Origin of the sequence: Mycobacterium numidiamassiliense, assembly GCF_900157365.1 — a bacterium.
Taxonomy (GTDB): Bacteria; Actinomycetota; Actinomycetes; order Mycobacteriales; family Mycobacteriaceae; genus Mycobacterium; species Mycobacterium numidiamassiliense.
In genome coordinates this window covers 2110681-2122835 of the sequence record NZ_FUEZ01000004.1, presented here as the reverse complement: position 1 = coordinate 2122835, position 12155 = coordinate 2110681, and the positions used below count along the sequence as shown (strand labels likewise).

The window sequence follows — 12155 nt, the reverse complement described above, 5'->3', positions numbered from 1 at the left end:
AGCGTCGTAGACGAATTAGGCTGGCGCCACCATGTCGGCCAATAAGAGCGTGGCACAACGCTTGGGGCGGGTGCTCGAGACGGTGACCCGTCAGAGCGGGCGGCTGGACGAGACCCCCGCGTACGGGTCCTGGCTGCTCGGGCGGGTCACGGAAAGCCAGAGCCGCCGGCGGGTTCGCATTCAGCTCATTCTGACCGTGTTCATCCTGGCGACGAACCTGGTCGGAATCGGCGTCGCGCTGCTACTGCTGACCGTCGCCTTGCCGACCCCAAGCATCTTCAGCGACGCGCCGCGGTGGATCACCTTCGGGGTGGGGCCCGCATACGTGGCCGTCGCGCTCGCCCTTGGGGCTTACTGGATCACCCGACAGACGGTGGCCGCGCTGCGCTGGGCGATCGAAGAGCACAAACCCACGCTGGGCGACGAACGCAAAACGTTCCTGGCCCCGTTCCACCTGGCGCTCGGAGTGCTCTTCCTCTGGGGCGTCGGGACGGCGTTGTTGACCACGCTCTATGGGCTGGCCAACGAGCTGTTCATCCCGATCGTCGGTTTCTCCGTTGGCTTCTGCGGCATCCTGGTGGCCACCTTCTGCTACCTGTTTACCGAATTCGCCCTGCGGCCGGTGGCCGCACAGGCACTCGAAGCCGGACAAGCCCCCCGCCGGCTGGCACCGGGCATCATGGGCCGGACCCTGACCGTGTGGCTGCTGGGCTCCGGTGTGCCGGTTCTCGGCATCGCGCTCATCGCGTTCTTCGCTTTGGTGTTGGGAAACCTGACCGAGACCCAGCTGAGTGTGGCGGTGCTGATCGTGTCGAGTGCGGCGCTGTTCTTCGGCTTCGTTCTGATGTGGATCCTGTCCTGGCTGACCGCAACGCCGGTCCGCGTCGTCCGGGCCGCACTCAAACGCGTCGAGCAGGGCGACCTGCGCGGCGATTTGGTGGTGTTCGACGGGACCGAGCTCGGCGAGCTGCAGCGTGGGTTCAACTCGATGGTCGACGGCCTGCGTGAGCGCGAGCGCGTGCGAGATCTGTTCGGCCGCCACGTCGGGCGCGAAGTCGCCCTGGCCGCAGAACGCGACCGCCCGAAATTGGGCGGAGAAGAACGGCATGTCGCCGTCGTGTTCATCGACATCGTCGGCTCCACGCAGCTGGTGACCAGTCAACGGCCTGCCGACGTCGTTCAGGTCCTCAACAAGTTCTTTTCGATCGTCGTCGACGAAGTCGATCGAAACCACGGACTGGTCAACAAGTTCGAAGGCGACGCGTCACTTGCGATCTTCGGCGCCCCGAACCACCTGGAGTGCCCGGAAGACGATGCGCTCGCCGCGGCACGCGCCATCAGCGACCGGCTGGCAGCCGAGATGCCGGAACTCGAGGCCGGTATTGGCGTGGCGGCCGGCCAGGTCGTCGCCGGTAACGTCGGCGCCAAGGAGCGGTTCGAATACACCGTGATCGGCGAACCGGTCAACGAGGCAGCGCGGCTGTGCGAGTTGGCTAAGTCGCACCCAGCTCGAACACTCGCGACCGAGTGCACCGTGCAAGGTGCAAGCGAAAGCGAGCGTGTTCGTTGGTCTTTGGGTGACACGGTGACATTGCGTGGGCATGACCATCCGACCCGCCTGGCCTGGCCCAGCTAGTCAATCGGCGGGCCGCACCGCCGGACCGCCACAGGAGACCCTTTTAGCCTAGAAAGTCGGGCCCCTCAGCGGACGCGGCAAACGAATGGTCTTATCGGCATTCCTGCATGGATCTCAGACTGAGAACGGAATTCAATGGTTTCGCGACGAACAGTCAGCGAGCCATTTATGCTCGGTGACAACGCGCACGATGGCCCCTAAACCAGTGCGAGGCTAAAGTCTCGTGCGCATTGGCCGACGCAGCTAGCAACGCGACACCGGCCCCGGGCCTGGGCAGCACGACTTCCCTCGCTCCCAGCGTCACTCAGCGACCTGTGCGCCGTGGCGCTAGGGTCTTCGGGACTGGCGGCGCCATTGAAAGGAGGTGTAGGCGAATGTTCCTAGGAACGGTCGGCGATTGGTCAGCACAGGGCGACGTCGTGTGCTGGTATCCCACGCCGAAAACCTACGCCCGCGCCGCCGAAGCGGAATTTCACCCCGCCCCGGTGAGTTATCAGCAGTCACAGCATCTCAATTACTATCGTCGCCAGGTCAGCCGCGGCCGCGATATCCCGCGGTTGTGCATTGGCGCCTGGGAGATCAACGGCATCTGCGATATCGATGCGATGACAAACGCGGTGAATAGCCATGTGCGGCGGCACGACACCTACCACGACCGGTTTGCCTTCTACGATAACGAGATTCTCCGCTACGTCATCACCGACCCCGGGGACATCACTTTGGCGCCAACGGGTCTCGGCACGATGACTCCAGCCGAGATCCGCAAATTGCTTCTCGACACGCCCGATCCGCTCCAGTGGGACTGTTTTACCTTCGGAATCATCCAGGGCGACGATCGGTTCACCGTCTACATCGCCATCGATCACTTGCGTGCCGACGGAATGTCGGCCGGTGTGATCTTTCTCGACATCCAGACGGCATACTTCACCGCGCTGCAGAGCGCGCAGATTGAACACAAACCCGTGACCAGCCATCGTGAATACAGCGCGAATCAGCGCGCGTACACCGCGAGCTTGAATGAAGAGTCACCCGAGATCCAGTCGTGGCGGGCCTTCCTCGCCGCGAACAAGGGGGCGTTGCCGAAGTTCCCCCTCGAACTGGGCGAGGCGACCGCGGATACGCCGGGAGCGATCGACGTGTTCGACCTGATCGATGCGGACCAGGGCCGACGGTTCGAAGCGACGTGCCGCGCCGCGGGCGCGCGCTTCAGCGGTGGCGTGTTCGCCTGCGCCGCCCTAGCCGAGCACAGGTTGACCGGCGCCGCAACCTACTTCGGACTCACGCCATTCGACAACCGGCGAGACTGCGCCCACGCCATTACGGTCGGTTGGCTGGCCAGTTTCGTCCCGTTGATGATTCCCACAGCCGGCGCGTCATTCGCCCAGGTAGCCAACGCCGCTCAGGCATCCTTCGACTCGAACACCGTCCTCGGTGCTGTGCCGTTCTATCACCTACTGGAGACACCCGGCCAATCGTCGGATTCCATCGAGGTGCCGGACCGTCCCGTCCCGATGCTGTCCTACATCGACATCCGAAAGCTGCCTTTCGGCGAGAGCTTTGACGGTCTGCGTGTCGGCATATGGGGTGATAATCGGCTGTCGGAGACCGTATGCATGTGGGTCAACCGGATGCACGACAGGACGCAGTTGGTGGTCGCTTACCCTGGCACCGACGTCGCCCGCAGGTCCATCCTGCGCTACGCCGAGGCGATGCGTGCCGAGTTCGCCCGGGCATCCGACGGGGCCGAGCCGCACATCGATAGCTGATGCCTTCTCGGCCTGCTGCCGCCGGTGGCATGTGGTTAGGAGCCCTGGCGGCACTGACTTTGCGAACGATATCGGGCGCTCGGCGCGACGCCGACCTACTCTTCGCAGCCCTGGCGCCCGTGGGCTGCTTCCTGGGTTTCACATTGGTTTTAGGCGCCCTCATCGACACCGGCCACATAACGTACGCGCAGTATGTCCTTCCGGTGGTCATTGTGCAGGCGATGCTCTTCGGCGCGATGACAACGGCTGATCGCGCCGCGCGGGATCGGCTGTCCGGCTTTGGATTTCAGCTGCGCAGTTTGCCGATTCCGGCGGTGGTGCCGCTAGCCGCGCGGATGCTCTATTGCTTGATACGCGCGGTGATCGCCTTGATCGCCAGCATGGCGATCGCATGGTTCTTCGGCTTTCGGATGGCGGGCGGCGCGGCCGATGCGGTTCTTTTTGTCGCCATCGTTGTCACCTTTGCGATGGCAGTGTGCCTAGGCGCCGACGCCCTCGGCTCCCGGGTCGGCTCCGTCGAATCGTCAAGCCAAATACTGCTCCTACCTCAACTGCTACTCGTCCTACTGTCCACCGGCATCGCTCCGGTGGACTCCTTTCCGAACTGGCTCGGCGCGTTCGTCCGCTACCAGCCTGTCTCGCAGGTCACCGGGACGTTGCGAGGGCTTGCCGCCGGTCACGTCGCGGTCAGGGATCTGGCGGCGACGTCGGTGTGGTGCCTCGCGTTGCTGGCACTGTTCGGCGGGATCGCGGTGCGGATGCAGCGACGCTACGGTGGCGGGCTTTCGGGCGCGCCTAAGCCCATCCGCAAGGCAACTCCCACTGCCGAGCCAGCACGCGATGCATGCGCAGCCCCGCCGATGATGGCGAATATGCAAGCAACAAAAGGGGTTTCGAACCAGACACCGCTGACAGCGTTCGTCAAACAAAGCGGCGTGGAGGCGGGGCGGCTATTGCGCCGTTGGCGACGAGACCCGATCGTCGCGGTGCAAGCGCTGTTTTTTCCGACCCTCCTACTCATCGTCTACAAATTGCTGATCGGCAAGGCCGTCCTGGCCGTCACCGGGCACGACAGCCTGTACGGCTTAGTGCCGATGTGCGCGGTCGTCGGTGCGATTTTCGGAACCCTCGGCGCTGGCCTGGCTCTGCCGCAAGAGCGGGAGTCGGGCCTGCTGACCAGGTTGTGGGTGCTGCCGGTTCATCGTGCGAGTCCCCTGGCGGGCCGACTGCTCGCGGAGGCTGCCCGAGCCTTCACGTCCGCCATTCTGCTCACCATCTTCGGGATCGCTTTGGGTCTGCGATTCACTCATGGCTGGATCGCGATACCGACCTTTGTGCTGCTGCCCGTGGCGATCTCGACGGGTATGGCCACCGTGGTCATCACGATCGCTGCTCGCGCCGACGGTCGCGTGATGGTGACCTGGCTGGGTGCAGCATGCATTGTGCTGCTGTTCCTGAACACGGGTGTTGCCCCCGCCGAGGTGTTTCCGGGCTGGCTGCAACCGGTGGTGCGCTTTCAGCCGATATCACCGACGGTCGAGGCGATGCGCGCGCTCGCGGGGGGCGGGCCGGTGTTGTGGCCGCTATCGCAGGCCGGTCTGTGGGCCGGCGCGCTCGTCGCGATGTTCACGCCGTTGGCGGTGCGCGGGTATCGTGCAGCGGCCGAAGCCGGCTGCTAGTGACGAAGCTGGCGCTGCTGGACCAGGCCGCGTTCTTACGGCTTCGGGCCACCGGCCAAGGCAGTACGGTGCAATGCACGTGGGTGTACGACCGCGACGTGAATATCGACGAATTACGGTCATTCAAAAGCAATCTCGACGCAGGTCTGCTCGGACGGCGGATCGAGCGCTCGCCACTGCCGTTCGGACGTCATCGCTGGGTACTCGGCAGCCGATCGCCCGAGATCGCGCTCGAGCCGCGGCAGCCACGGTCGGAGATCGGCGGCTGGATTGAAAGACGCGCGCTGGTGCGCGTCGACCCTGAGTTCGGTCCGACGTTTCACGTTGGCGTGCTGCCGTTGGACGACGGCGGTGCAGCGGTCACCTTGGTGGCATCACACTGCGTTGCCGATGGGCTCGGCGTAGCAACGGCCATAGCTGAAGCGGCCAGCAAAAAAACGCGCAATCTTGGCTATCCACAGGAGAATTCACGCACCCGGTGGCGTGCAGTGCTTTCCGACCTCGCCGACGCCGTCCTCGCCCTGCCGACGGTAATCCGCGCGCTGGTCGCGACTCTGCTGATATTGCGCAAGGTCTCGGCTGAAACCCAAGTCCCGCCTGAGGCGCGCCGACCCGGTACGCCGGCCTCGAGTGGCGAGGGCCAGGCCATCCTCCCGTCGGTGACGATACAAACCGATGCTGCGGCATGGGAGGCACGTGCGCGCAGCCTTCACGGAAGCAGCAACACGCTTGTCGTCGCATTCGCAGCTCGCTTGGCTCACCGGATGGGCAGGGTGCACCCCGACGGAAACACTGTGACGGTCGTGCTTCCGGTCAGCGACCGCACCAACACCGACGACGATCGTGCCAACGCGCTGACCTCGATCACACTTACGGTCGATGCCCGAGCGGTGGCTGAAAACTTGAGCGGCGTACGTGCAGAACTCAAGACCCTGTTGAAGTCCCGGGCGGAGCAACCCAACGAAATGCTCGCCGGACTGCCGCTCATTCCCTTCACACCGCGATGGGTGGTCCGGCGCGCCGAAGGCATCGCCATGTCGACCTCGCAACTGCCGGTGGGCTGTTCGAACCTCGGAAGCCTCGATACCGCCGTTAGCCGAATCGACGGTGGGGATGCGATCGAGGTCTTCATGCGGCTGGCCGAGCAGGGCATCACTGCGCGCCGCATCGAAAAGACTCACGGCCAATTATATTGCGGCACAGCGACGATCAACGGCACGCGATTTTTGTCCGTCGTCGCATATCAGGGCGGCGCAGCCAATACGGCCGCGGCGACGCGCGAGCTCGCGTGTAGCGCGCTGGCCGACCTGCACCTGTTCGCCACCAGCGTCTACGCCAGCCCGACGTGACGGTAAACCCGAGCCTCAGCGCGAATAGGCTTACCCGCCAGCCTCTGTACATCGGTATAGCCGTCGCGATTGCGGCGTGGGCAACGGCCGTGCTGTGGTTCGGGATAAAGATCTTTCCACTCGATGTGTACTGGATGTCCTACTACTCCGCTGACTACGCACACGGCTTCGTCCGTCGCGGGCTCGCCGGTGAATTGGTCGACTTGGTCCCGGGACACTACTTCGGGGTCACGCTCACACTGCGGTGGCTGTCGACGGCGGTCTACCTGTGCGGCCTCGCAACGGTCGCGGGCATGGTGCTGTTCAGTCGTCATCGATCTGAGCGCAGGCTGATGGTCGCGATGTTAATTCCGTTGCTGCCATTCGGAGTTCCGTTCGCGGCCTTCTCTGCCCGGCCAGACCTGTTCGGCGGGGCGGCTCTGGCGCTGTTCAGCTCGGCGTTGGCGTTTGCACGTTCCCGGGCCATCGCAATGGGATGTTGCGCAGCGTACGGTGTGGCGACCGCCGCGTTGACGCTCGTGCACGAGGCGATTGGCCTCGAGTTTGCTTTGGGCGCCGTGCTGGCGATCATCGTCCTCGGTGGCGCGCTGGAAACCACTCAGCGCTTGGGCATAACCGTGGCTGTGGCGCCGGGTGTCATCACCGCGGCTGTGGTCGCGGCGTTCGGTCGTCACGACGTCGCTGCTCAACTTTGTGCGGCGGTGCCCCATCACTCGATGCCCAACCCATTGGCCACCATCACATCGGTACGGACGCTGCTGCACTACGTGGTTGCCGGACAGCCAAGTCAAACCGACTATCACGACTGGGTGTGCCGCAACGTAATGCCGAACTACGACAACGGAATTATGGATGCCATCCGCACTGTCGGCCACATCGGAGCAGGCGGCCTCATCGCGTCGCTGATGTTCGGTGTCGTTGCAATCGTCGTGACTATGCGTGCAGTCAGCGGAATCTCGGGTGTGCCGCTGCGTGCGTTCGTCGAGGAGTTGCGGGGCCAAAGAGTATGGGTCACCGCCGGGCTACTGTTGATCATTCCCGTTTTCCTGACCGGCATCGACTGGACCCGCTGGCTGACGATCGTCGCGTTCGACGTCGCGGTCGTGTTCATCCTCTTCTCGGGACAACGACCGGAGATCGCGCAGCAGCCCACGCCAAAAGTCTTGCGATTGTTCATTCTTCTCGTCACGGCCCTAGCGCTATTCCCGGTGGGCGTCATTCCGGGTTTCGGCGGACCGCGGATGATCTAACCGTCGCGCTCTACAGCTGAACGGTGACCTTTACTCGGCCCTTCGGATCGCGAGTGGCGGTCGCGTGCCCGGTGCAGTCGGCCCCATGGAAATTCAGCAAAGTGAGTTCCCCACCGGCACCCAGGAAATTGCGCCACCAGCTTTTGCCGTTTGGAGCGGCCACGTTGATGGTGACAACATTCCCGCGCCGGCGATAGCCGACCGGGATCTCGAAGGTGTTGCCGGAGCGTCGACCGGTGTAACGAACGACAACGAGCCCCTGTCCGACCAGATTCCCCAGCACGGGAGCATTGATCAGGCTGACCGCGACGCCGTTGACCGCCCGGACGAACCGGTTCTCGTGATACCCCGAAGCCATGCGGCCCACGCTACTGGCGACCATTCGGCGCTGCCAGTCCGCGCACGCGACCAACGGACAACCGTCGGCATCTCGAACCGGATTTCTTCCGACTGATCGCAACTATTAGCGGTCTTCGGGTCCGATGTATACAGTTGACTACACACGGAATGACTGAGGAGACATCATGGGTAGCGATCTTCGTGTGGTCCAGCTGGGCGAGAACATCGGTGCGCGCGTCGACGGCGTGCGACTCGGCGAACTCGATGCCGAAACTGCGGCCGCGATCAATCAAGCGCTGCTGAGGCACAAAGTGGTCTTCTTCCGCGGTCAGCGCCACCTGGATGACGACGCCCACTACGCCTTCGCGGAGAGCCTTGGCGTGCCAACGACTCCGCACCCGACGCTGAGGTTCGAGGGAAGCCGGGTGATGCGGCTGGAATCGTTTGGCGGTGGCGGCGCCAACCAGTGGCACACTGACGTCACCTTCGTCGACCGACCACCGAAAGCCTCGATCCTGCGCGCTGTCGAGTTGCCTTCCTACGGCGGCACCACCACCTGGGCCTCCACCGTCGCCGCCTATCGCCAGCTCCCCCAACCGTTGCAGGACCTGGCGGAAAACCTGTGGGCCCTACACAACAACGCGTTCGATTACGCCCAAGTCGATCCCGCCAAGCTGGCAGCGGCGGAAGCCAACCCCGAAGCGCTACTGAAGTACACGGCCGAATTCCAATCCACCCTTTTCGAAACGCAGCACCCGGTGGTGCGAGTACACCCGGAAACGAGCGAGCGGGCGCTGCTGCTCGGCGCCTTCGCCAAGTCCATCCTCGGGGTCAACGGCGCCGAGTCACAGGCGTTGTACCGGATTTTCCAGGACCGGATCACCTGGCTGGAGAACACGATTCGGTGGAACTGGGAACTCGGCGACGTCGCGATGTGGGACAACCGCGCCACCCAGCACTACGCCGTGTCCGACTACGGTAACCAGCCCCGCCGCATGCACCGGATCACGCTGGCCGGCGACATTCCGGTAAGCGTCCGCGGCGAACGTAGCCGGGCGATCCAGGGCGATGCTACCGAGTACTCGGTGATCGATACGCCCAAACCGCTTGTGGCATAACGGACGCCGACCCTGACGGCGCTCAGCCCGGGGTAGCAGCTCGGCCGAAGTACAGCTCGTGGGTCGCGATGCACACGAGTTGGCCGGTGCGGTTGTACATCGTCGACGTCGTCAGCCCCCGGCCGGCGACACCGCTGGAAGAGATCTGATCCGACAGGACCCAGTCCGTCAGATCGACCGGCCGGTGAAACCACAACGCGTGGTCGATAAGCGCGTTGAAGGTGCTGACCGGCGTGGCCCGCCGCATGACGAGTGCGGGTTCGACCATCGTGGTTCCGGATAGGTAGGTCAGCAGGCAGTCGTGCAGCACCTCGTCGGCCGCGACAAAGCTGTTGGGCCGCCACCACATGCGCAACCGCGCCGATGGCTCGGCCAGGTCGACGGCCAGCCGCGGCGGAGGGTCGACATAGCGCAGGTCGAAGGGCCGGGGCTCGACCCAGAAACCGTCCAGTTCATCCGCATAAGCGACCAACTGCTCCTGCACCGGCGGAAGCGAGTCAGGATCCGTGACGTCGGGCATCGGCTGCTGGTAGTCGAGTGAGTCGAACGGCTCGTTGAACGACGCGAGCGCCTCGAGCAGGATCTGGCCCTCCTGGCAGGCGGTTACCTTGCGGGTGGACAACGCGCCGCCGTCGCGGGCTATGTCGACATGAAGGTCGACCGGCTTGCGGGCATCGCCGGCACGCAGGTAATAGACGTGCACGCTGTGGGGTCTGCGGCCCGGCGCAGTGAGGCTCGCCGCCATCAGGGCCTGGGCGGCGATATGGCCGCCGGCGATGTGGTGGCCGGCGTTGTCCAGCTGCGTGGCGACGAAGTGACAATCGTCAAGGCGATCGACGCTGAGCGTTGCGATGACATCGGCCAGAGTCGGCCAGCGGTAACTCACTCGCGCAATCTTTTCATTGGCGCCGAGCAGCCCGGTGGGCGGCAGGCTGAATGCGTCACCTCGGCTTGGGACAGGCGAATCACCGGCCGACTATCGTGTCGCTTTTCCGCCAGTCTTGTCGGCGGGTAGGTGTAACTGTTGAAGCGTGCACGACGATTTCGAGCGCTGCTACCGAGCGGTCCAGTCCAAGGACGCCCGGTTCGACGGATGGTTCGTCACGGCGGTGCGCACGACTGGGATCTACTGCCGGCCCAGCTGCCCGGTGCGGCCGCCCTTTGCCCGCAACGTGCGGTTCTATGCCACCGCGGCGGCCGCGCAACGTGCGGGTTTCCGGGCGTGTAAACGGTGCCGGCCGGACGCGACGCCCGGCTCTCCGGAATGGAATGTGCGCGGCGACGTCGTCGCGCGAACGATGCGGCTCATCGCCGACGGCACCGTGGACCGCGACGGCGTCGGCGGTCTCGCCGCTCATCTCGGGTACACGGCACGTCAGCTAGAGCGGCTGTTGCAGGCCGAAGTCGGCGCCGGCCCACTGGCGTTGGCCCGCGCACAACGGGCGCAAACGGCCCGGGTGCTGATCGAGACCACCGAGCTACCGTTCGGCGACGTCGCGTTCGCCGCCGGGTTTTCCAGCATCCGGCAGTTCAACGACACCGTGCGCCTGGTGTTCGAAGCCACGCCGACATCCTTACGCACGCGCGCCGCGGCCCGGTTCGGGCCGAAAGCCACATCGCCGGGAACCTTATGTCTGCGGCTGCCCGTCCGTGAACCTTTTGCGTACGACGGTGTTTTCGGTCACCTGGCCGCGAGCGCCGTACCCGGTTGCGAGGAAGTCCGCGACGGCGCCTTTCGGCGCACCCTGCGACTACCGTGCGGCAGCGCCGTCGTCGCATTGACGCCAGACGTCGATCACGTCCGTTGCCTGCTGGTGCTCGACGACTTTCGCGACCTCACCACCGCGATCGCCCGCTGCCGGCGGCTGTTGGACCTTGACGCCGACCCCGAAGCGGTGGTGGACACGTTGTCTCGCGACCCCGAACTTGGCCCGGTCGTGAAGAAGGCACCCGGACAACGTATTCCGCGCACGGTCGATGAGGCTGAACTCGCCGTGCGCGCGGTGCTGGGCCAGCAGGTGTCGACCAAGGCGGCCAGAACCCATGCCAGCAGGCTGGTCACGGCTTACGGACAGCCGATTCGCGACCCCGACGGCGCGCTGACCCACACCTTCCCGTCAGTCGACGAGCTCGCAGAGATCGACCCCGTCCATCTGGCCGTGCCCAAAGCCCGGCAACGCACACTGACCGCCCTGATCGCCGGACTCGCCGACAACCGCGTCGTGTTGGACGCCGGCAGCGACTGGGACTGCGCGCGCAACCAGTTGCTGGCACTGCCGGGCATCGGTCCCTGGACGGCCGAGGTGATCGCGATGCGCGGACTTGGCGACCCAGATGCGTTTCCCGCCAGCGACCTTGGGCTTCAGCTGGCCGCCAAGCAGCTGGGCTTGCCCACCGACCAACGGAGGTTGATCGAGCGCAGCACGCGGTGGCGGCCTTGGCGCTCCTACGCCACCCAACATTTGTGGACCACGCTCGAGCATCCGGTCAATCAATGGCCACCACAGGAGGTTGCATGATCCAGTACCGCACCATCGACAGCCCGATTGGACTCCTGACGCTCGCCGGGCGCGGCGGCGTGCTGACGAATCTTCGGATGGTCGATCAGACGTATGAACCCAGCCGGACCGATTGGTCGCCCGATCCCGAAGCCTTCGCGCCCGCGGTCGAGGAACTCGACGCTTATTTCGCCGGTGAGCTCACCGATTTCGCGATCGAACTGGACCTGCTGGGCACCGAATTCCAGCGACGGGTGTGGAGGGCGCTGCTGACAATTCCATACGGGCAGACCCGGTCGTACGGAGAGATCGCCGAACAGATCGGTGCGCCGGCCGCCGCGCGCGCCGTGGGATTGGCGAACGGCCATAACCCGATCGCAATCATTGTCCCGTGCCATCGCGTTATCGGCGCCAGCGGCAGCCTCACCGGCTACGGAGGCGGGCTCGATCGAAAAAGAACCCTGCTCGAATTAGAAAAGCAACGAACATCAATGAATTTGACGTTATTCGACTAAGCGCA

General features: G+C 64.6%; 10 protein-coding genes. 8 read left to right on the top strand and 2 right to left on the bottom strand.

Annotated elements, in window-relative coordinates; genetic code table 11:
* Positions 1 to 31 precede the first annotated feature (31 nt).
* The 5 genes from MNAB215_RS18655 (at position 32) to MNAB215_RS18635 (ending at position 7680) form a co-directional block, all read left to right on the top strand.
* Positions 32 to 1636: an adenylate/guanylate cyclase domain-containing protein gene (locus tag MNAB215_RS18655; RefSeq protein ID WP_077080131.1), complete on the top strand. Its 1605-nt coding sequence runs from the start codon at positions 32 to 34 to the stop codon at positions 1634 to 1636.
* Positions 1637 to 2010: 374 nt separating this feature from the next.
* Entirely contained in the window at positions 2011 to 3402 is a 1392-nt protein-coding gene (locus MNAB215_RS18650) for a condensation domain-containing protein (RefSeq protein ID WP_077080130.1), read from the top strand.
* Positions 3402 to 5081, top strand: coding sequence for an ABC transporter permease (locus MNAB215_RS18645; protein ID WP_245830350.1), 1680 nt, complete (start codon positions 3402 to 3404; stop codon positions 5079 to 5081). The genes MNAB215_RS18650 and MNAB215_RS18645 overlap by 1 nt, the downstream gene beginning before the upstream one ends.
* Positions 5081 to 6430 carry a condensation domain-containing protein gene (locus MNAB215_RS18640; RefSeq protein ID WP_077080128.1) on the top strand — a complete coding sequence of 450 codons (1350 nt, stop codon included), beginning with the start codon at positions 5081 to 5083 and terminating at the stop codon, positions 6428 to 6430. The genes MNAB215_RS18645 and MNAB215_RS18640 overlap by 1 nt, the downstream gene beginning before the upstream one ends.
* Positions 6427 to 7680, top strand: coding sequence for a hypothetical protein (locus MNAB215_RS18635; RefSeq protein WP_077080127.1), 1254 nt, complete (start codon positions 6427 to 6429; stop codon positions 7678 to 7680). Before MNAB215_RS18640 ends, MNAB215_RS18635 begins: the two co-directional genes overlap by 4 nt.
* A 10-nt stretch (positions 7681 to 7690) precedes the next feature.
* Here the strand turns inward: MNAB215_RS18635 and MNAB215_RS18630 are convergent, their stop codons facing one another.
* The gene (locus tag MNAB215_RS18630; protein ID WP_077082139.1) at positions 7691 to 8038 is read right to left on the bottom strand and encodes a hypothetical protein; all 348 of its coding nucleotides are present in this window, start codon (positions 8036 to 8038) and stop codon (positions 7691 to 7693) included.
* 166 nt (positions 8039 to 8204) lie between these two features.
* Between MNAB215_RS18630 and MNAB215_RS18625 the strand changes: the two genes are divergently transcribed.
* Positions 8205 to 9137, top strand: coding sequence for a TauD/TfdA dioxygenase family protein (locus MNAB215_RS18625; RefSeq protein WP_077080126.1), 933 nt, complete (start codon positions 8205 to 8207; stop codon positions 9135 to 9137).
* 22 nt (positions 9138 to 9159) lie between these two features.
* On the opposite strand, the gene MNAB215_RS18620 is transcribed toward MNAB215_RS18625, so the two are convergent.
* Complete coding sequence (locus MNAB215_RS18620; RefSeq protein ID WP_083746174.1) at positions 9160 to 10023, bottom strand: acyl-CoA thioesterase; 864 nt, start codon at positions 10021 to 10023, stop codon at positions 9160 to 9162.
* A gap of 145 nt (positions 10024 to 10168) precedes the next feature.
* On the opposite strand from MNAB215_RS18620, the gene MNAB215_RS18615 reads away from it, so the two are divergent.
* Together MNAB215_RS18615 and MNAB215_RS18610 are read left to right on the top strand one after the other, a co-directional pair.
* Positions 10169 to 11656, top strand: a complete 1488-nt coding sequence (locus MNAB215_RS18615) for a DNA-3-methyladenine glycosylase 2 family protein (RefSeq protein ID WP_077080124.1) — start codon at positions 10169 to 10171, stop codon at positions 11654 to 11656.
* Entirely contained in the window at positions 11653 to 12150 is a 498-nt protein-coding gene (locus MNAB215_RS18610) for a methylated-DNA--[protein]-cysteine S-methyltransferase (RefSeq protein WP_077080123.1), read from the top strand. Before MNAB215_RS18615 ends, MNAB215_RS18610 begins: the two co-directional genes overlap by 4 nt.
* The last annotated feature ends 5 nt before the right edge of the window (positions 12151 to 12155 follow it).